At 72.5% G+C, this 18,925-nt stretch carries 20 protein-coding genes; 13 read left to right on the forward strand and 7 right to left on the reverse strand.

The features are described from left to right. Positions 1-77: 77 nt before the first annotated feature. Positions 78-677, reverse strand: a complete 600-nt coding sequence (locus tag OG788_RS34545; protein WP_351536429.1) for a nucleotidyltransferase family protein — start codon at positions 675-677, stop codon at positions 78-80. 237 nt (positions 678-914) lie between these two features. On the opposite strand from OG788_RS34545, the gene OG788_RS34550 reads away from it, so the two are divergent. Then, positions 915-1,211: a DUF5955 family protein gene (locus OG788_RS34550; RefSeq protein ID WP_406375014.1), complete on the forward strand. Its 297-nt coding sequence runs from the start codon at positions 915-917 to the stop codon at positions 1,209-1,211. Positions 1,212-1,332: 121 nt separating this feature from the next. On the opposite strand, the gene OG788_RS34555 is transcribed toward OG788_RS34550, so the two are convergent. Then, positions 1,333-1,965: a response regulator gene (locus OG788_RS34555; protein WP_406375015.1), complete on the reverse strand. Its 633-nt coding sequence runs from the start codon at positions 1,963-1,965 to the stop codon at positions 1,333-1,335. Then, on the reverse strand, positions 1,962-3,212 hold the full coding sequence (locus OG788_RS34560; RefSeq protein ID WP_406375016.1) for a sensor histidine kinase: 1,251 nt from the start codon (positions 3,210-3,212) through the stop codon (positions 1,962-1,964). Before OG788_RS34560 ends, OG788_RS34555 begins: the two co-directional genes overlap by 4 nt. A 222-nt stretch (positions 3,213-3,434) precedes the next feature. Between OG788_RS34560 and OG788_RS34565 the strand changes: the two genes are divergently transcribed. Continuing rightward, on the forward strand, positions 3,435-4,472 hold the full coding sequence (locus tag OG788_RS34565; RefSeq protein ID WP_406375017.1) for an ABC transporter permease: 1,038 nt from the start codon (positions 3,435-3,437) through the stop codon (positions 4,470-4,472). Between the two features lie 133 nt (positions 4,473-4,605). After that, on the forward strand, positions 4,606-5,292 hold the full coding sequence (locus OG788_RS34570; RefSeq protein WP_406375018.1) for an ABC transporter ATP-binding protein: 687 nt from the start codon (positions 4,606-4,608) through the stop codon (positions 5,290-5,292). A 49-nt stretch (positions 5,293-5,341) separates the two neighbouring features. On the opposite strand, the gene OG788_RS34575 is transcribed toward OG788_RS34570, so the two are convergent. After that, positions 5,342-6,145 carry an IclR family transcriptional regulator gene (locus tag OG788_RS34575; protein ID WP_266763744.1) on the reverse strand — a complete coding sequence of 268 codons (804 nt, stop codon included), beginning with the start codon at positions 6,143-6,145 and terminating at the stop codon, positions 5,342-5,344. Positions 6,146-6,481: 336 nt separating this feature from the next. On the opposite strand from OG788_RS34575, the gene allB reads away from it, so the two are divergent. Further along, positions 6,482-7,822: an allantoinase AllB gene (gene allB, locus OG788_RS34580; protein ID WP_406375019.1), complete on the forward strand. Its 1,341-nt coding sequence runs from the start codon at positions 6,482-6,484 to the stop codon at positions 7,820-7,822. 161 nt (positions 7,823-7,983) lie between these two features. Further along, positions 7,984-9,114 (forward strand): allantoicase, encoded by a 1,131-nt coding sequence (gene alc / locus OG788_RS34585; protein WP_406375020.1) that lies wholly within the window; start codon positions 7,984-7,986, stop codon positions 9,112-9,114. A 192-nt stretch (positions 9,115-9,306) separates the two neighbouring features. On the opposite strand, the gene OG788_RS34590 is transcribed toward alc, so the two are convergent. Beyond that, on the reverse strand, positions 9,307-10,038 hold the full coding sequence (locus tag OG788_RS34590) for a 3-oxoacyl-ACP reductase family protein (protein WP_356755936.1): 732 nt from the start codon (positions 10,036-10,038) through the stop codon (positions 9,307-9,309). A gap of 152 nt (positions 10,039-10,190) precedes the next feature. On the opposite strand from OG788_RS34590, the gene OG788_RS34595 reads away from it, so the two are divergent. The 3 genes from OG788_RS34595 (at position 10,191) to OG788_RS34605 (ending at position 12,452) form a co-directional block, all read left to right on the forward strand. Continuing rightward, positions 10,191-11,006: an AIM24 family protein gene (locus OG788_RS34595; RefSeq protein ID WP_356755938.1), complete on the forward strand. Its 816-nt coding sequence runs from the start codon at positions 10,191-10,193 to the stop codon at positions 11,004-11,006. Between the two features lie 220 nt (positions 11,007-11,226). Continuing rightward, positions 11,227-11,835: a dihydrofolate reductase family protein gene (locus OG788_RS34600; RefSeq protein WP_406375021.1), complete on the forward strand. Its 609-nt coding sequence runs from the start codon at positions 11,227-11,229 to the stop codon at positions 11,833-11,835. A gap of 224 nt (positions 11,836-12,059) precedes the next feature. Further along, positions 12,060-12,452, forward strand: a complete 393-nt coding sequence (locus tag OG788_RS34605; RefSeq protein ID WP_266763750.1) for a ribonuclease — start codon at positions 12,060-12,062, stop codon at positions 12,450-12,452. 39 nt (positions 12,453-12,491) lie between these two features. Here OG788_RS34605 and OG788_RS34610 read toward each other — a convergent pair whose 3' ends face one another. Continuing rightward, complete coding sequence (locus OG788_RS34610) at positions 12,492-12,698, reverse strand: hypothetical protein (RefSeq protein ID WP_406375022.1); 207 nt, start codon at positions 12,696-12,698, stop codon at positions 12,492-12,494. A 179-nt stretch (positions 12,699-12,877) separates the two neighbouring features. Here OG788_RS34610 and OG788_RS34615 point away from each other — a divergent pair, with 179 nt between their 5' ends. From OG788_RS34615 to OG788_RS34630, 4 genes are all read left to right on the forward strand, one after another. Continuing rightward, a complete protein-coding gene (locus tag OG788_RS34615; RefSeq protein ID WP_351536378.1) occupies positions 12,878-14,152 on the forward strand; it encodes a histidine kinase in 1,275 nt (424 codons plus the stop codon). Between the two features lie 333 nt (positions 14,153-14,485). Then, on the forward strand, positions 14,486-15,157 hold the full coding sequence (locus OG788_RS34620; protein ID WP_351547158.1) for a response regulator transcription factor: 672 nt from the start codon (positions 14,486-14,488) through the stop codon (positions 15,155-15,157). Between the two features lie 43 nt (positions 15,158-15,200). Further along, on the forward strand, positions 15,201-16,376 hold the full coding sequence (locus tag OG788_RS34625) for a cytochrome P450 (RefSeq protein WP_406375023.1): 1,176 nt from the start codon (positions 15,201-15,203) through the stop codon (positions 16,374-16,376). Positions 16,377-16,407: 31 nt separating this feature from the next. Next, on the forward strand, positions 16,408-16,899 hold the full coding sequence (locus tag OG788_RS34630) for a hypothetical protein (RefSeq protein ID WP_351547164.1): 492 nt from the start codon (positions 16,408-16,410) through the stop codon (positions 16,897-16,899). Positions 16,900-16,969: 70 nt separating this feature from the next. Here the strand turns inward: OG788_RS34630 and OG788_RS34635 are convergent, their stop codons facing one another. Continuing rightward, positions 16,970-17,983, reverse strand: a complete 1,014-nt coding sequence (locus OG788_RS34635) for a Gfo/Idh/MocA family oxidoreductase (RefSeq protein ID WP_266763756.1) — start codon at positions 17,981-17,983, stop codon at positions 16,970-16,972. A 128-nt stretch (positions 17,984-18,111) separates the two neighbouring features. Between OG788_RS34635 and OG788_RS34640 the strand changes: the two genes are divergently transcribed. Beyond that, positions 18,112-18,849, forward strand: coding sequence for a GntR family transcriptional regulator (locus OG788_RS34640; protein ID WP_351547354.1), 738 nt, complete (start codon positions 18,112-18,114; stop codon positions 18,847-18,849). Positions 18,850-18,925 lie beyond the last annotated feature (76 nt).

The raw sequence follows: 18,925 nt of genomic DNA on the forward strand, positions 1-18,925 counted from the left end.
TCATGGTGGAAGTTCAATGGTTTGTTGATGTCGAGATTCTCCGGGTCGACAGAAGGTGGCGCTCGGTGCCACCCCGTTCACTCAAGGTGGATCAGGTCGGCCTCCGTGTCGATGTCGTACGCCCGCGCCACATCCCCGCACTCGACGAGGGTGACCGCGTCCCGGTGGGCCTTCAGGTAGGCGCGCGCGCCCCGGTCACCGGTGGCGGTCGCCGCGATCCCGGCCCAGTGACCGGCCCCGAAGAGCACCGGATGGCCGCGTTCACCGTCGTACGCCGCCGCGGCGAGCGACAGCGGGGAGGTGTACGCGGCGAGCACCCGGGCCACCGCCTCCCGGCCGATCCCCGGCTGGTCGACCAGCGACACCAGCGCGGCCCGCGCCCCCGAGTCCGCCAGCGAGTCCAGCCCCGCACGCAGCGAGGAGCCCATGCCCTCCTCCCACTCCGGGTTGTCCACGAGGACGCACCCGGCCAGCGACGCCTGATCCCGTACGGCATCGGCCCGGGCGCCGAGGACGACATGGACGCGCGTGCAGCCGCCGGCGCGCAGCACTGCGACCGCGTGCTCGACGAGGGGCCGTCCCCGGTGCGGCAGGAGTGCCTTGGGGCGGCCCCCGAGGCGCCGGCCGCCGCCGGCCGCCAGCAGCAGCCCGGCCACCTCGTCCGTGTTCTCCGTCATGTCCCCTGCATACCCGACCGGGCCGGAGCGCGCCCCGGGACCCGGGCCGTCACCCCGATGTCGCCGGGCTGAAATTCGGTCCGCGCGGTGGCGCCCGGCGCGTCAGGTGGCGTTTACTGGCCCGCGTCCCCCGGCGCCCGACCACCGCCATGGGGAGCTGGGGCCGACACGAGAAGGACCGACGCACAACGGCGTGCCAGGGGGAGAGCTGTGTTGCGGAGCTTGGGGCAGAGGCCAGTGACCGGCAGCGACGAGGACCCGAGGGTGGCGGAACTACGGACCGCCGTCTCCCGGCTGCGCCGTGAACTCGCCACGCATCCGGCCGAGTTCCCCGACCGCGGCATCGCCGAGGACGAGCTCGCGGCGCTCGCCGCGATGGCCGCCGCGGGCGAGCCCGAGATCCCCCGGCTGCGCCGCTCCCTCCTCCTGGTCGCGGGCGCGATCGGCTCGGTCAGCGCCCTGGCGACACGTCTCGCGGACGTGCGCACCGCGGTGGAACTCTTCGGAGAACCTCCGCACCGAACCCGTCGGTGACTCAGGGCGAGCGCAGCCCCTCACCGGCGCGGGTCCTGTCGGGCCCGCGCACGCCCCGGGGGCGCTCAGGTCGGGCCCGTCCGGGACCCGCGCTCCCGGCCCGCCCCCGGGCGGACACGCCCTAGCCGTGTCTGCGGATGACACCCCGCTCGGTGGCCGTAGCCACCGCCGAGGTACGGGAGTCCACGCCCAACTTCGCGTAGATGTGGACCAGATGGGACTTCACGGTCGCCTGGCTCAGGAACAGCTTCTTGCTGATCTGCTGGTTCGAGAGACCGTCCTTGACCAGTTCGAGGACTTCCAGTTCGCGACGGCTGAGGGCGGCGGCGGGGGTGCGCATGCGGTCCATCAGGCGGTCGGCGACCGTCGGGGCCAGCGCCGAGTGACCCGACGCGGCGGTGCGCACGGCTGCGGAGAGCTCCTCGGGCGGGGCGTCCTTGAGGAGATAGCCCGAGGCGCCCGCCTCGACCGCGGCGAGGATGTCCGCGTCGGTGTCGTACGTGGTGAGGACGAGGACACGGGGTGCGCCGGGGCGTGCCGTGATGGCCGCCGTGGCCTCCGCTCCGTGCATCCCGGAGCCGAACTGGAGGTCCATGAGGACGACGTCGACATCGCCCGCCCCGGCGCGCTCCACCGCGGCCTCCGCCGTCGGCGCCTCCGCGACGATCTCGAAGTCCGGCTCGCCGGACAGCACGGCACGCAGCCCCGCGCGGACGACGGGGTGGTCGTCCGCGAGCAGCAGGCGGACGGTCATGGCCGGCTCCCCACGGCGTCCGGGAGCGGGAGCCGGCCGGGACCGGCGGACCCGGGCCCCGCCGGCACCCCGGCGACGGGCAGCGGCAGCGTGACCGCCACCGCCGTGCCCTGTCCGGGCGCCGACTCGACGGTGAACGTCCCGCCCAGCGACTCCGCCCGCGAGCGCATCGCGGGGAGACCGAAGCCCCCGTCCGCACGGTCCCTGTCCGGGGGTACGTCGCCGGGGGCGAAGCCGGCACCGTCGTCGACCACGTCCAGGGCGACCGAGGTGTCCATGAAGCTGAGCGTGATCTCCACGCGGTCGGCGTGCGCGTGGCGCAGCGTGTTGCCGAGCGCCGACTGGGCGATCCGCAGCAGGGCCACCTCGTACGGGGTCGGAAGCCCGGCGGGCGGACCGCTCACCGAGAAACGGACCTTCGGCGCGTCCACGGCGGCCGAACGGCACAGCCGCTCCAGGGCGGCGGCCAGCGAGCCGTGTTCCAGATCGGGAGGGGTGAGGGCGCGGACGAAGCGGCGGGCCTCGGCGAGGTTGTCCTGCGCGGTCGCCCGGGCCTGCTCCAGGTGCGGGGCCGCCGGGGAGCCCGCGGGCAGCAGACGCTGGGCGGCCCGCAGCAGGAGCTGGATGCTGGACAGGCCCTGGGCGAGCGTGTCGTGGATCTCGTGGGCGAGCCGCTCCCGCTCGGCGAGCGTGCCCGCCGTACGCTCGGCCTCGGCCAGCTCGGCGCGGGTGGCGATGAGTTCCTCGATGAGTTCGCGGCGGCGCTCGCTCTCCCGGTACAGCGCCTCGTACCCGAGGACGGTGGCGACCGCGACCGCCGCCCCGAGGAGCGGGCCGATGAACGCGCCGGGCGTCAGGGGCGCGCCGTGCGCCACGAAGCTCGCGATGGCGGCCCCGGCGGTCAGGGCGACGGCGGGCAGGCTCCAGCGCACCGGCAACAGGTGCAGCTGCAGGAAGTAGAGCGGGAACGCCACCCACAGCCCGTCCGGCGAGAGCGTGACCAGTACCAGCCAGCTCGCGCTCAGGGCGGCCACCCACAGCGCGGCCGTACGGCGTGAGCGGTGCACCGCCGGGCCGACGGCGCCCGCCGCGAGCACCGCGCCGGTCACGAGGACCGACAGGACCACCGCTCGCGGATGCCCGCTGTCCCCTGAACGGACGGCGGCCAGCACCAGAAGCCCCGCGAGCAGGGCGTACAGGCACAGGCGCAGGACGGCGACGACGGGGGAGCGGCGGGGGACATTCATGGTCGTTCCAGGGTAGGCGGGTCCGGGCGGGCCCCGGTCAACCGAAAGGTTGAAAGCGGACTGCCCCCTTTGCCCGCGCGGCCTCCCTCCCGCGTCCGTGGGCGATCCTTCCTCCGGCGCCGGCCGGTCCGCCTCCCGGCGCCTCGGGCCCCCACTTTCGACGCGGGTGAACCATGCTGTGGCGCGATGCCCCGGACAGGGTCCGGACCGCAGGGTGGTGCCATGTTCGTCGCATGGAGGGACCTACGGTTCGCCAAGGGGCGGTTCACCCTGATGGGGGCCGTGGTCGTACTGATCACCCTGCTCGTGGGGCTGCTGTCCGGGCTGACCGCCGGGCTCGCCGAGGAGAACACCTCGGCGGTCACCGGGCTGCCCGCCGACCACCTCGCCTTCGCCGCGCCGCCCGCGGGGCAGTCGGTGTCGTTCACCGGCTCGACGGTTCCCGCCCACGCGTGGCGGACCTGGGCCGACAGCCCGGGCGTCACCTCGGCCGAGCCGATCGGCATCCGCACCCTGAACGCCGGCGCCGGGAACCGCACGGCCGCGGTGTCCTCCTTCGCCGTACGGCCGCACTCCGGGATCGCCCCGGCCGGGGTCGCCCCCGGCCGGGTCGTGCTCTCGGAGAAGGCCGCCGCCGAGCTCGAGGTCGCGGCGGGGGACCGGGTGGCGCTCGGGGGCACCGAGCTGACGGTCGCGGCCGTCGAGGGCCATGCCGCGTACAGCCACACCCCCGTGGTGTGGACCGACCTCTCCGGTCCTGCGACCGTGGTGGCCCTGCGGACCGACGGCGCCGACCTGGCGGCGGCCGACCGGGCCGCGGGCACGAAGACCCTCACCAGGGACGACGCACTCACCGCCATCGGCTCCTACCGGGCGGAGAACGGCTCGCTCCAGCTCATGCGCGGCTTCCTCTTCGTCATCTCGGCGCTCGTCATAGGAGCGTTCTTCACGGTCTGGACGATCCAGCGGTCGCCGGACATCGCCGTCCTGAAGGCGCTGGGCGCCTCCACGCCGTATCTGCTGCGGGACGCGCTCGGCCAGGCGGTGCTGATGCTCACCGGCGGCACGCTGCTCGGCACCGGGCTCGCCGCCGGAGCCGGAGCACTCGTGCGGGGCGGCGATGTGCCGTTCGTGCTGGACGGGCCGACCGTGCTCGCGCCCGCCGCCGTGATCATCGTCCTCGGGGCGCTCGGCGCGGGCCTGTCCGTCCGGCGGATCACCGCCGTCGACCCGCTGACCGCGCTGGGAAGCGCCCGGTGACAACCCGGGGGAGCGGCCCACGGACGGGCTCGCAAGCGCTGGCCAAGGCGCGGGAGGGCACGCCACGACGGCACGCGGAAGCGCCGGGCGAACGTGCTCGCAAGCGCCCGAACGACCCACGAGAGAGTTCCCCATGAGCCTGACGCTCGACGACATCACCCTCACCTACCCGGACGGCGACGGCCGCCTGACCGCTCTGGCCGGCGTCGGCCTCCTGGTGCCGGCCGGAACCATGACGGCCGTCGTCGGCCCCTCGGGATCCGGCAAGTCCAGCCTCCTCGCGGTCGCGGCGACCCTGGTCACCCCGGACCGCGGCCGCGTCCTCGTCGGCGGTACGGAGACCGGGGCGCTGACCCCCGCCGAACGGGCCGTCCTGCGGCGGCGCGCCATCGGGATCGTGTTCCAGCAGCCGAACCTGCTGCCCTCACTGACCGCGCTGGAGCAGCTCCAGGTGATGGGCCACCTGGACGGGAAGCGCCAAGTGGCCGACCGGGCGCGGGAGTTGCTTGCCGCGGTCGGACTCGGCGACCTGGCTCACCGGCGTCCCCACCAGCTCTCCGGCGGTCAGCGCCAGCGGGTGAACATCGCCCGCGCGCTGGTCAACGAGCCGTCCGTGCTCCTGGTCGACGAACCGACCAGCGCCCTGGACTACGAACGGGGCACAGCCGTACTCGACCTGCTGGTCCGGCTCACCCGTGAACGCGGCACGGCGACCGTCCTCGTGACGCACGACCGCGCCCACCTCGGCGAGGCGGACGCGGTGCGGGAGATGACGGACGGGCGCCTGGGGGAACTCGTCGGAGCGGCCGGGTCCGACTGAGCCGGGCCGGGACCGTTTCGTGCAGGGCGGCCGGGGGCGGTGGCCCCGGTCAGGCGGCGCCGGGGCCCGAGCTGGCCAGGGCCTCCGACAGCTCGGCCGCGACCTGCTGGAGGACCGGCACGATCTTGTCGGTGGCGGCCTCGGTGACCCGGCCGGCCGGACCGGAGATCGAGATCGCGGCGGCGGTCGGGGAGTCGGGCACGGAGACGGCCAGGCAGCGGACGCCGATCTCCTGCTCGTTGTCGTCGACCGCGTAGCCGGCCCGGCGTACCTCTTCGAGCGCGGCGAGGAAGCCGTCGGGCGTGGTGATCGTCTTCTCCGTCGCGGCGGGCATCCCGGTTCGCGAGAGCAGCGCGCGCACCTCGGCGTCAGGAGTGTGGGCCAGCAGCGCCTTGCCGACGCCTGTGGAGTGCGGCAGCACCCGGCGGCCCACCTCGGTGAACATGCGCATGGAGTGCTTGGACGGGACCTGCGCGACGTAGACGATCTCGTCCCCGTCGAGCAGTGCCATGTTCGCGGTCTCCCCGGTCTCCTCGACCAGGCGCGCCAGGTAGGGGCGGGCCCAGGTGCCGAGCAGCCGGGAGGCGGACTCGCCGAGGCGGATCAGACGGGGCCCGAGCGCGTACCTGCGGTTGGTCTGCTGGCGTACGTATCCGCAGGCCACCAGGGTGCGCATCAGCCGGTGAATGGTGGGCAGCGGCAGCCCGCTGCTCGCGGAGAGCTCGCTCAGGCCGACCTCGCCCCCGGCGTCCGCCATGCGCTCCAGCAGATCGAAGGCGCGCTCGAGGGACTGGACACCGCCACTGGGAGCGGACGATTTGGCGTCGGTGGTGCTGGCGCTGGACGGCGGCACGGCGGCGGTCCTTTCGGGGCGCAGAATCGAGCGGATCGAGAGGGTGACCCGAAGCGTCTCGAGCGGGGCGGTGGCGGGTGGCGGGCGGGCAGAGACGCAGCCTACCCGGCAGTCGGTCGACTCCCCGGTTGTGCAAAACTACATTCTGCTTTCCGGAATCATACTTCCACTCTGTGGAAACATCCAGGGCGAGGCGGGTCGGGGGCAGAGTGGAGGAGTGAACCCTTGACGGCACGAGGGCCGGAGTGAAGACTCCTTCAACAGAACGTTGAATTTCGTTACGTGGAAGTAAACCGGCGGCGACGGGATTCAACGGCGGCAGAGAGAGGGGTCCGGGTGTCCGACGTCGAACTGGTGCTGCGCTCGACGCGCGTCATCACTCCCGAAGGGACGCGCGCCGCTTCGGTCGCGGTCGCCCAGGGGAAGATCACGGCCGTGCTCCCGCACGACGCCGAGGTGCCGCCCGGGGCCCGGTTCGAGGACTTCGGCGACGACGTCCTGCTGCCCGGTCTCGTCGACACCCACGTCCATGTGAACGACCCGGGACGCACCGAGTGGGAGGGCTTCTGGACGGCGACGCGCGCCGCGGCCGCCGGCGGCATCACCACCCTGATCGACATGCCGCTCAACTCCCTCCCGCCGACGACGACGGTCGGCAACCTCCGTACGAAGCAGGATGTCGCCCGCTCCAAGGCGCACATCGACGTCGGTTTCTGGGGCGGCGCGCTCCCCGGCAACGTCAAGGATCTGCGGCCCCTGCACGATGCCGGAGTCTTCGGCTTCAAGGCGTTCCTGTCACCCTCCGGCGTCGACGAGTTCCCCGAACTGGACCAGGACCAGCTCGCCCGGTCCCTCGCCGAGATCGCCGGTTTCGGCGGCCTGCTGATCGTGCACGCCGAGGACCCGCACCACCTGGCGTCCGCCCCGCAGAAGGGCGGCCGGAGATATGCCGACTTCCTCGCCTCGCGCCCCCGCGACGCCGAGGACACGGCCGTCGCGAATCTCATCGCGCAGGCCAAACGGCTCGACGCCCGCGTGCACGTGCTGCATCTGTCGTCGAGCGACGCGCTCCCGCTGATCGCCGCAGCCAAGGCCGAGGGCGTCCGGCTCACGGTGGAGACCTGCCCGCACTACCTCACCCTGACCGCCGAGGAAGTCCCGGACGGCGCCAGCGAGTTCAAGTGCTGCCCGCCCATCCGCGAGGCCGCCAACCAGGACCTGCTGTGGCAGGCGCTGGCCGACGGCACGATCGACTGCGTGGTCACCGACCACTCGCCGTCGACCGCCGACCTCAAGACGGACGACTTCGCGACCGCGTGGGGCGGCATCTCGGGACTTCAGCTGAGCCTGTCCGCCGTCTGGACCGAGGCCCGGGAGCGCGGCCACGGCCTGGAGGACGTGGTCCGCTGGATGTCCTCCCGCACGGCCGAACTGGTTGGCCTCGGCGACCGCAAGGGCGCGATCGCGGCGGGCCGCGACGCCGACTTCGCGGTGCTCGCCCCCGACGAGACCTTCACCGTCGATCCCGCCGCGCTCCAGCACCGCAACCGGGTGACGGCCTACGCGGGCAGGACCCTCAGCGGCGTCGTGAAGTCGACCTGGCTGCGCGGCGAACGCATCGTCGCCGAGGGCCGGTTCGCCGAGCCCGCCGGCCACCTCCTCACCCGCCACCCGTAACCCCTCACCGACCCTCTCACGCATCACCCCACCGACCCCCCTCACGCATCACCCCCACCGACCCCCCTCACCGACCCACTCACCGACCGCCGCACCGCACTCCGGCACCCGCACCGCATCCGCACCCGCAACGGCCGACCCCGAAAGGCAGATCGATCATCGTGACGGCGCAGCGCCCAACCGTTCTGGCCACCTTCACCGGAGACGCGAACCCCTACGGAGGCGGCGACCCGTACGCGGACTACCGCACCGCCGACTTCCCCTTCACCCGGTACGCCGACCTCGCCGACCGGCGGCTCGGCGCCGGCGTCGTCGCCGCCAACGACGAGTTCTTCGCCCAGCGCGAGAACCTCCTCGTCCCCGGGGCCGCCGAGTTCGACCCCGAGCACTTCGGCCACAAGGGCAAGATCATGGACGGCTGGGAGACCCGGCGGCGCCGTGGCGCCTCGGCCGAGCACCCGTGGCCGACCGCCGAGGACCACGACTGGGCCCTGGTGCGCCTCGGCGCCCCCGGCGTGATCCGGGGGATCGTGGTCGACACGGCCCACTTCCGCGGCAACTACCCGCAGGCGGTCTCGGTCGAGGGCGTGTCGGTGCCCGGTTCGCCCTCTCCGGAGGAACTCCTCGCCGACGACGTGAAGTGGACGACCCTCGTGCCGCGCACCGCGGTCGGCGGTCACGCGGCCAACGGATTCGCCGTCTCCGTCGAACAGCGCTTCACGCACCTGCGCGTCAACCAGCACCCCGACGGGGGCATCGCACGGCTGCGTGTGTACGGCGAGGTCGTGCCCGACCCGCGCTGGCTGTCCGCCCTCGGCACCTTCGACGTGGTCGCCCTGGAGAACGGCGGACAGGCGGAGGACGCCTCCAACCTCTTCTACTCGCCCGCCACCAACACCATCCAGCCGGGCCGCTCCCGCAAGATGGACGACGGCTGGGAGACGCGCCGCCGTCGCGACAACGGCAACGACTGGATCCGCTACCGGCTCGTCGCCCAGTCCGAGATCCGCGCCCTCGAGATCGACACGGCGTACCTGAAGGGCAACAGCGCCGGATGGGCCTCGGTCTCGGTGAAGAACGGCGACGAGGGGGAGTGGACCGAGGTCCTGCCCCGCACCCGCCTCCAGCCCGACACCAACCACCGCTTCACCCTGGCCGCACCCGTCGTCGGCACCCACGCGCGCGTGGACATCTTCCCGGACGGCGGCATCTCCCGCCTGCGCCTGTTCGGCTCCCTGACGGAGGAGGGCGCGTCACGCCTGGCGGCACGCCACCAGGAGCTGGGCGGCTGAGCCTCCCGGCGCCGCCGCCGGATCAACGGGTGTGGGCCTGTGGGACAGACCCGATTCCGGTGCGTCCCACAGGCCGTGCTCCGGGCGGCCGTGGACACCCGGTCGTCCGGTGCCACGGGCTCGGGACGGCCGGCCGCCTCGAACTCGCTGTGCGAGGTGGCCGAGCCCTCGCTCGATGACGACCCGGCCGCGCTAGGCCGCGTGGCCTCCGTCCACCGCGAACTCGGCCCCCGTCACGTACCCCGCCTCGCTCCCCGCCAGATACGCGACCATCGACGCGACCTCGTCGGCGGCGCCGAAGCGGCCCACGGCGGTCATCGCGGCCTGAGCCGGTGCGTACGGGCCGTCCGCCGGGTTCATGTCCGTGTCGATCGGCCCGGGATGGACGATGTTGGCGGTGACCCCGCGGTCGCCCAGTTCCCGGGCCAGCGCCTTGGTCAGGCCGATCAGCGCCGACTTGCTCGTCGCGTAGAGCGTCCCGCCGGGGCCGGGGACCCGCTGTGTCATGCAGGTGCCGATCGTGATGATCCGCCCGCCGTCCCCGAGGTGCGGCGCGGCCGACCGGGAGGCCAGGAAGACCCCTCGGACGTTGACGGCGAGCACCCGGTCGACGTCCGCCAGGGACAGGGAGTCCAAGGGCCCCAGGACCCCCACCCCCGCGTTGTTGACGAGCACGTCGAGCCGCCCGAACTCCGCGACGACCCGGTCGGCCACCCCACCGGCCTCCACCGCGTCCGAGGAGTCCGCGCGCAGGGCGAGCCCTCTGCGTCCGAGCGCCTCGATGCCTCGTACGACGTCCTCCGCGGCCTCCTTGCCCCGCACATAGGTGACGGCCACGTCCGCGCCCTCGCGGGCGAGACGCAGCGCCGTCGCGGCCCCGATGCCCCGGCTGCCACCGGTCACGAGGGCCACTTTGCCGTTCATGGTTCCTTGAGAAGTCATGCGTCCATCCCAGCGGCCGCGCGCGCCCGGTGCTGGCGGCGAACGGACACCGCATTCACGGACGCCCGCCCCCGGGAGCACCGCCTCACCCGTCGGCGCGGAACTCTTCGCTCCGCCTCCCGCGTTCCTCTTGTGTGACTCTTCAGCAAGAAATCGTCGGCACCGCCATGCAGATGGCGGTGGTCAATCTGGGCCTCGGCCAGACCGTGTACTGCGAAGCGGGAAAGTTCCTGTTCAAGACGACCAACGTGACCATGGAGACGCGGCTCTCCGGGCCGTCGGGCAGCGGAGGAGGTGGCCAGCAGCAGGGTGGTGGCGGCATGGGCGGCATGCTGCGCCAGGCCGTGGGAACCGCCATGCAGGCCGGCCAGCGCGCCCTCGCGGGCGAGTCGCTGGCGTTCCAGTACTTCACGTCGACGGGCGGCGAGGGCACCGTCGGCTTCGCCGGAGTGCTGCCCGGTGAGATGCGCGCCCTGGAGCTCGACGGCACGCGCGCGTGGTTCGCCGAGAAGGACGCCTTCGTGGCGGCGGAGTCGAGCGTGCAGTTCGGGATCGCCTTCCAGGGCGGCCGGACCGGGCGCAGCGGCGGCGAGGGATTCGTCCTGGAGAAGTTCACCGGGCAGGGCACGGTGATCATCGCGGGCGCGGGCAACTTCATCGACCTGAACCCGGCCGACTTCGGCGGCCGCATCGAGGTCGACACGGGCTGTGTCGTCGCCTTCGAGGAGGGCATTCAGTACGGCATCCAGCGCATCGGCGGCCTCAACCGGCAGGGGATGATGAACGCGGTCTTCGGCGGCGAGGGCCTGTCGCTCGCCACCCTGGAGGGCAACGGACGAGTGATCCTCCAGTCCCTCACCATCGAGAGCCTCGCCAATGCCCTGAGGAAGGCCCAGGGCGGCGACAAACAGGGCCCGACGGGCGGTCTCTTCTCGACCAACGCGGGGTGACCCGGTCGGGGCCGGACGATCGAGCGGCCACCGGGTGAATCCGAGGCACGGCCGTGGAGTCGCGAGCGGGACGGCCTCGGGGCGGGACCGAGGGGAGGGACGCCGGGTGACTCCGCCGCGGGACCGACGGCTTGCGGGGCGGCGAGACCGATGAGTTGCGGGCGCCGGTGGGGTCTGCCCTGATGACAGCAGACCCCTTCGGAAGGAAGCAGGCACCGTCATGGGCAAGCTCACCGTTACCGCTTTCGTCACGCTCGACGGAGTCCACCAGGCGCCGGGCGGTCCCGAGGAGGACCCGAGCGGCGGCTTCGAGCACGGCGGCTGGAGCGTTCCCTACGGCGACGAGGACTTCGGACGCTTCGTCACCGACGGGTTCTCCCGCGTGGACGCCTTTCTGCTGGGCAGGCGTACGTACGAGATCTTCGCGGGCTACTGGCCGAAGATCACCGACCAGGCCGACCCGATCGCGTCCAAGCTGAACTCCCTGCCCAAGTACGTCCCCTCCTCGACCCTCACACAGCCCGCCTGGGAGAACACGACCGTGATCACCGGCGAGCTCGACAAGGAGGTCACCGCCCTCAAGGAGCGCACCGAGGGCGAGCTCCAGGTCCACGGCAGCGCCGCGCTCGCCCAGTCGCTCTTCGCGCTCGACCTGGTCGACACCCTGCACCTGATGACCTTCCCCGTCGTGCTGGGCGCGGGCCGCCGCCTCTTCGCCGAGGGCGGCCTTCCCACCGCGTTCCGGCGCACCGGTGGCACCACGACCGGTGCCGGCGTCGCCATCAACACCTACGAGCGCGAAGGCCGGCCGACGTACGGCAGCTACTAGCCGTGCCGGGGAAGACCTTGGCGGGCGTCGAGCTCGGAGGGTGTCGCGCTCGCTGGTGAACGTCCTGGGGCGACGGGCCTGGCGGGCGGTGTCCCGGTGCTTGTGGGGACCGGGTGAGGAGGCCGCGCGACAGGTTAACTCCCGGATAAATCATCGGACTTGGCGGGAGAAATCAGTTTCCTTGACATTGACATGTCATGCTCTACGCGCGTCATCCTAGGTCCATGAGATTCCCCCCACGTACCACTCGTATCGGTGCCCTCGTGGCCCTCATGTCCGCCCTGCTCGTCGGCGGCACCGCCGTGGTTCCGGCCAACGCGGCGGCGACCGCCGTCGGCAGCATCTGCTACGGCGCGCTGCCGTCCCAGGCGTACGACACCCTGGATCTGATCGACTCGGGAGGTCCCTTCCCGTACTCGCAGGACGGGGCGGTCTTCCAGAACCGGGAGGGTGTTCTGCCCTCCCAGTCCACCGGGTACTACCACGAGTACACGGTCAAGACGCCCGGCTCCTCGACGCGTGGCGCCCGTCGCATCGTGACCGGCAAGAAGACCCTGGAGGACTACTACACCTCGGACCACTACGTCACGTTCAAGCTGATCAACTTCGGTTGCTGATCGGCCGGTGAGCGGGGTCGCCGGCAGTCCGGGCCGAGATCAGCCGGGTTTCCGGCTCTCCGCCGCCGCGAACAGTGCGAACGCCAGCACGAGAAGTGCGGCGCTCGCGTAGATCTCGTAACCGTCGAGGAGACCGAGCCGCTGCACGAGTCCCCACCCGTGCAGCCGGCCGGTGATCTCCTGGACCAGACCGAGGACGCCCTGAACGAGGGCGACGAATCCGAGCACCTCCAGAATCTGCTTCATGGGACGACCCTCGCCCCGCGGACCCCCCAGGCACATCGGCCGCGGGGCGAGGCCTGTCCGACGGAAGTCGCAGGGTGTGGCGCTCTCGGCCCGGCGAAAGTCTGAAGTGGGCCGACTTTGGTCGGAGACCGTGCTCGCGGGGAGGTGGCGGCGGGTTCGGCTGCGTAGATTTGTCGACCGTGAGTGGTGACAATCCGGCGCCCGCGCCCCGTGACGTTCCCGCGTCGACCCTGCCGGGCCGACGTTGGCTGCTGCCGTCGGCCGTGGCCGCGGAACTCGACCCCGACGCCGAGCGCGCGGGGCGCTCCGGGCGGCCGCGGCGCACCCTGCGCGACTGGGTCGTCGACTTCGGCCTCTTCCTGCTCGCCGTCGCCATCGGTCTCGCGGCCGCGAACACCCTGACCGACGACCCGAACACCCCGCACGGCCTCGCCGTCGCCGACCAGTGGATCGGCGCGCTCGCCTGTGCGGCGGTCTGGCTGCGGCGGCGGTGGCCGCTGGGGCTCGCCGTCGCCATGATCCCGGTCGGGCTGGTCTCGAACACGGCGGGCGGTGCGGGCCTGGTCGCCCTGTTCACCCTCGCCGTGCACCGGCCCTTCCGCTACGTGGCCTGCGTCGCCGGCGTCCAGCTCGCGCTGCTCCCGGCGTTCTTCTGGCTGCGGCCCGACCCGGACCTGCCGTACCCCGCCGCCATCGCTGTCACCGCGCTGCTCACCTCGGCGTTGGTCGGCTGGGGCATGTTCGTACGGTCCAAGCGGCAGCTCATGCTGAGTCTGCGGGACCGGGCGCGGCGGGCCGAGACGGAGGCGGCGCTGCGCGCGGAGCAGGCGCAGCGGCTGGCCCGCGAGGCGATCGCGCGCGAGATGCACGACGTGCTCGCGCACCGGCTCACGCTGCTGAGCGTGCACGCGGGGGCGTTGGAGTTCCGGCCCGACGCGCCCCGGGAGGAGGTCGCCCGGGCCGCGGGGGTCATCCGGGAGAGCGCACACGAGGCACTGCAGGATCTGCGCGAGATCATCGGGGTGCTGCGGGCCGGGGACTCCGACGACGCGGGGCGGCCGCAGCCGACGCTCGCCGCGCTCGACGGACTGGTCGCCGAGTCGCGCTCCGCCGGCACGAAGGTCGCTCTCGACAACCGTGTCGCCGACCCGGCCGCCGTGCCCGCGTCCGTCGGCCGCACCGCGTACCGCATCGCCCAGGAGGGGCTGACCAACGCCCGCAAGCACGCGCCCGGTGCGGAGGTCACGGTGACCGTGCGGGGGGCTGCCGGGGACGGGCTGACCGTGACCGTCGCCAATCCCGCGCCGCCGGGTGAGGTGCCGAAGGTGCCGGGGTCCGGGCAGGGGCTGATCGGATTGACGGAGCGGGCGACTCTCGCGGGAGGGCGGCTCGAGCACGGGGTGGTGGGGGACGGGGGGTTTAGGGTCCGGGCCTGGTTGCCGTGGGGTGGGTGAGGGCTCGCTCGCTCCGGCGTCAGGTGGGGGTCCGGTGCTGGTCCGTTGAGGGTCCGGTGGGTGGGTCGGGGCCGTGCCGGTACATCCCGGTCCGTCGCCGCTGGATCGGACGTGAGTGCATGAGGGAGCCGCTGCTCGATCCGGACGTAAGCGACGGACCTTGGGATGTACCGGCACGGCCCCTCCCGTGCGTTACCGGCCGGCGGTGCGTGGGGGCGAAGCTTCAGCTCCTCCGGCGTTCGAGGAGCGGGGTCCGGGGCTGAGCCCCGGGGACGGGTCGGGTAGGGGCGGAGGGGGCCATGGACTGCTTGGGGAGCTGGTTAGGTGGGTGCCATGACTGCGATTCGTGTGCTGCTCGTCGATGACGACCCCCTGGTGAGAGCGGGGCTGTCCCTCATGATGGGCGGCGCCGAGGACGTCGAGATCGTCGGTGAGGCCGCGGACGGTGGCGAGGTGGAGGCACTCGTCGACCGCACCCGGCCCGATGTGGTCCTGATGGACATCAGGATGCCGAACGTCGACGGACTGACGGCCACCGAGCGCTTGCGCGGACGCGAAGAGGCGCCCCAGGTCGTGGTCCTGACCACCTTTCACGCCGACGACCAGGTGCTGCGGGCGCTGCGGGCGGGCGCGGCCGGTTTCGTTCTCAAGGACACACCGCCCGCGGAGATCCTGGCGGCGGTACGCCGGGTCGCGGCCGGAGATCCGGTGCTGTCGCCCACCGTCACCCGCCAGTTGATGGAACACGCCGCGGGTTCCGCCCTCGACACCCGCAGGTCCGGGGCGCGTTCACGGGTGGCTGCACTGAACGAACGGGAGCGCGAGGTCGCCGTGGCCGTCGGACGGGGGAGCTCGAACGCGGAGATCGCCACCGAACTGTTCATGAGTGTCGCCACGGTCAAGACGCACGTCTCGCGGATCCTGGCCAAGCTCGACCTCAACAACCGTGTGCAGATCGCCCTGTTGACGTACGACGCCGGACTGCTGGAGGAGGACGGGCACTGATCGGCTTCGTCGCGCGTTGAGCGGGGTGACGGGAGGGGGAGTCGTGATCGATCTGGGGGAGTACGGGGCGCGGTTCACCGAGAACCCGCACCCGGTCTACGCCGAGTTGCGCGCGCTCGGCCCGGTGCACCGGGTGCGCCTGCCGTCGCCGGACGCGCAGCACGAGACCTGGCTCGTCGTCGGGTACGAGGAGGCGCGGGCCGCGCTCGCCGACCCGCGGCTGGCCAAGGACGCGGAGAAGATCGGGGTCACGTTCCTCGACGAGGAGCTGATCGGCAAGCATCTGCTGGTCGCCGACCCGCCGCAGCACACCCGGCTGCGGACGCTCGTCGCGGGCGAGTTCACCGGCCGCCGGGTCGCGGCACTGCGCCCGCGGATCCAGGAGATCACCGACGAACTGCTCGACGCGATGGTGCCGCGCGGCCGCGCCGACCTCGTCGAGTCGTTCGCCTATCCGCTCCCGCTGACCGTCATCTGCGAGCTGCTGGGGGTGCCCGGGCCGGACCGGGCCGCCTTCCGCGCGCTGTCCACGGAGGCGGTCGCGCCCGCCAGCGCCGAGAGCGAGCACAGTGCCTTCGTCGAACTCGCCGCCTATCTCGCTGAGTTGATCGAGTTCAAGCGGCGCACGGGTCCCGCGGACGACCTGCTCGGCGGGCTCATCCGTACCACCGCGGAGGACGGTGACCGTCTCTCGTCGCGGGAGTTGGGCGGCATGGCGTTCGTGCTCCTGATCGCCGGGCACGAGACGACGGTCAACCTCATCGCCGGAGCGGTCCGGGCCCTGCTCGGCCATCCGGACCAACTCGCCGCGCTGCGAGCCGACATGACCCTCCTCGACGCCACCATCGAGGAGACGCTGCGCTACGAGGGACCGGTGGAGAACGCGACCTTCCGCTATGCCGCGGAGCCGCTCGACATCGGGGGCACGGCGATCGCCTCCGGTGACGCGGTGATGATCGGTCTCACCGCGGCGGACCGTGACGGGGTGCGGTATCCGGCGCCCGACCGCTTCGACATCCGGCGCGAGGCCCGCGGACATCTCGCCTTCGGGCACGGCATCCATTACTGTCTGGGCGCGCCGCTGGCGCGGATCGAAGCCCGGGTGGCGCTCCGCTCCCTGCTGGAGCGGTGCCCGGACCTGGCGCTCGACGGACCGCCGAGCGGATGGCTGCCCGGCATGCTGATGCGAGGCGTGCGCCGCATGCCGGTGCGCTGGTGAGCGGCCCGGTGCCGCGAGAGGAGCGTCGACCGTGCTGCGTACGGCGGAGATCACCGCGGAGCTGACCGGCGTGGAGGACTCCCACCGGCTCTACTGGCGTTCCCAGGTGGAGTTCAGCCTGGACTGCTTCATCTGTGAGCGGACCGGGCGGACGACGGTGTTCGACCGCGGGGCCGAGCAGGCGCTGTGCTCGGGAAGCCGCAGCGGATTCACCCGTCACCGCACCGCCGCCAGGCTCGCGGGGTTCGACACGACGAGCGGCCCGGAGCGGCTGGCGGTCCGGGCGCTGATCGACTTCTGGTGGGCTCCCTTCACCGACACCCGCGACGGCATCAAGGCCGCCGCGCCCACCAGTCACCCCTGGGTGCGGCTGGGCCTCGCCTATTACTGTCCGGACGCGAAGGAGTCGGGCACCGGCAGCATCCAGACCAACCTGGTGCGGCCGTACCGGCTGACGTGCAAGCACTGCGACCGGCTGCTCGGCGTCGACCGGGAGAGCCCGGCCGTGCGGCTGCTCGGCTGAGCGACCGCACGGCCGTCGGGGCTCGTGAACCGGCCGACGGGGTCGGGTATGCGCGCGATGTGCGCCCGTCTCAGTCCCGGCCGCCCGGGATCTCCGCCGGTGAGACCGCGCGTCGCTCGCGGCGCGACAGCTCGCAGGCCTCGGCGATGCGCAGGGCCTCCAGGGCCTCGCGGCCGTCGCAGGGGTTCGGGCGCTCGCCGCGGACCACCTCGACGAAGGCGGCGAGCTCCGCCTCGTACGCGGGGCCGAAGCGTTCCAGGAAGCCCGTCCACGGCTTGTCCGCGGGCGGCGGTCCGGCCGGTTCGGTCGAGGCGATCGGCGTACGGTCGTCGAGTCCGACCGTGATCTGGTCCAGTTCGCCGGAGAGTTCCATGCGCACGTCGTAGCCCGCGCCGTTCACCCGGGTGGCCGTCGCCGTCGCGAGCATGCCGTCGTCGAAGGTGAGGACGGCCGCGCCGGTGTCGATGTCGCCCGCCTCACGGAACATCGCGGGTCCGGCGTCGGAGCCGGCCGCGTAGACCTGGACGACCTCGCGGCCGGTGACCCAGCGCAGCATGTCGAAGTCGTGGATCAGGCAGTCGCGGTAGAGCCCTCCGGAGAGCGGGAGGTATTCGGCCGGGGGTGGCGACTGGTCGGAGGTCATCGCCCGTACGGTGTGCAGCCGGCCGAGCCGGCCCGACCGCACCGCCTCGCGGGCGACCGTGTAGCCCACGTCGAAGCGGCGCTGGAATCCCATCTGCAGAACCGTTCCGGCGGCATCTACCTCGGCGAGTGCGGCCAGCGTGCCGGCCAGATCGAGCGCTATGGGCTTCTCGCAGAAGACCGGGAGCCCGGAGCGTGCTGCCCGACCGATCAGTTCGGCGTGGGCCGAGGTGGCGGCGGTGATGACCACCGCGTCCACGCCCCAGGTGAAGATCTCGTTCACGCTGGGCGCCGCTGTCGCGCCCAGCCGGTCCGCCAGTCGCTGAGCCCGTGCGGGGTCCGCGTCCGTGACGATGAGGGAGCCGCCGACCTCACGGTGACGGCTGAGAGTGGTCGCATGAAATGTACCGATACGACCCGCTCCGATGAGTCCGATGCGCATGGGAACAAAGTGAGGGCCGACCGGCCATGCTGTCAATGCTTTGTCCGGACAATCGAACTTCACAACTTCCCGTCAACATCTCCCGGAGCTACGCTCGGGCCGTGCCCAAACCAGATGTGGATCCGACCGTGTCGCTCCAGCTCAGCGTCGACCGCAGCAGCCCGGTCCCGCTGTACTTCCAGCTGTCGCAGCAACTCGAGGCCGCCATCGAGCACGGAGCACTGACCCCGGGCAGCCTGCTCGGCAACGAGATCGAGCTCGCCGCGCGGCTCGGCCTGTCCCGCCCCACGGTCCGCCAGGCCATCCAGTCCCTCGTCGACAAGGGCCTGCTCGTACGGCGCCGCGGCGTCGGCACCCAGGTCGTGCACAGCCAGGTCAAGCGTCCCCTGGAACTCAGCAGCCTCTACGACGACCTGGAATCGGCGGGCCAGCGCCCAGCGACCCAGGTGGTCGTCAACACCGTCGAACCGGCGTCCACCGAGATCGCCGCCGCCCTCGGCGTGGCCGAGGACAGCGAGGTCCACCGTGTCGAGCGGCTCCGTCTCGCGCACGGTGAGCCGATGGCGTACCTCTGCAACTTCCTGCCCCCCGGCCTGCTGGAACTCGACAGCGGCCGGATGGAGACCACCGGCCTGTACCGGCTGATGCGCGGCGCCGGGATCACCCTGCACAGCGCCCGCCAGTCCGTGGGTGCCCGCGCGGCCAGCGCGGAGGAGGGCGAACGGCTCGGCGAACCGGCCGGGGCTCCCCTCCTCACCATGCAGCGCACCACCTTCGACGACACCGGCCGCGCCGTCGAGTTCGGCTCCCACATCTACCGCGCCTCGCGCTACTCCTTCGAGTTCCAGCTCCTCGTACGGCCGTGACCCGCCCGCCCGGCGAGCGCCCTGCCGCGTACGGCGACCGGCGCGGCGGGTGGTTCCCCGGATCCTGACGGGCTCG

Origin of the sequence: Streptomyces sp. NBC_00647 (genome assembly GCF_045207245.1) — a bacterium.
Taxonomy (GTDB): domain Bacteria; phylum Actinomycetota; class Actinomycetes; order Streptomycetales; family Streptomycetaceae; genus Streptomyces.

What these genes read in the sequence shown, in the direction of transcription:
- OG788_RS34545 (WP_351536429.1), bottom strand. Translation starts at nt 677, where the DNA reads ATGACGGAGAACACGGACGAGGTGGCCGGGCTGCTGCTGGCGGCCGGC.
- OG788_RS34555 (WP_406375015.1), bottom strand. Translation starts at nt 1,965, where the DNA reads ATGACCGTCCGCCTGCTGCTCGCGGACGACCACCCCGTCGTCCGCGCG.
- OG788_RS34560 (WP_406375016.1), bottom strand. Translation starts at nt 3,212, where the DNA reads ATGAATGTCCCCCGCCGCTCCCCCGTCGTCGCCGTCCTGCGCCTGTGC.
- OG788_RS34565 (WP_406375017.1), top strand. Translation starts at nt 3,435, where the DNA reads ATGTTCGTCGCATGGAGGGACCTACGGTTCGCCAAGGGGCGGTTCACC.
- OG788_RS34570 (WP_406375018.1), top strand. Translation starts at nt 4,606, where the DNA reads ATGAGCCTGACGCTCGACGACATCACCCTCACCTACCCGGACGGCGAC.
- OG788_RS34590 (WP_356755936.1), bottom strand. Translation starts at nt 10,038, where the DNA reads ATGAACGGCAAAGTGGCCCTCGTGACCGGTGGCAGCCGGGGCATCGGG.
- OG788_RS34600 (WP_406375021.1), top strand. Translation starts at nt 11,227, where the DNA reads ATGGGCAAGCTCACCGTTACCGCTTTCGTCACGCTCGACGGAGTCCAC.
- OG788_RS34605 (WP_266763750.1), top strand. Translation starts at nt 12,060, where the DNA reads ATGAGATTCCCCCCACGTACCACTCGTATCGGTGCCCTCGTGGCCCTC.
- OG788_RS34610 (WP_406375022.1), bottom strand. Translation starts at nt 12,698, where the DNA reads ATGAAGCAGATTCTGGAGGTGCTCGGATTCGTCGCCCTCGTTCAGGGC.
- OG788_RS34620 (WP_351547158.1), top strand. Translation starts at nt 14,486, where the DNA reads ATGACTGCGATTCGTGTGCTGCTCGTCGATGACGACCCCCTGGTGAGA.
- OG788_RS34635 (WP_266763756.1), bottom strand. Translation starts at nt 17,983, where the DNA reads ATGCGCATCGGACTCATCGGAGCGGGTCGTATCGGTACATTTCATGCG.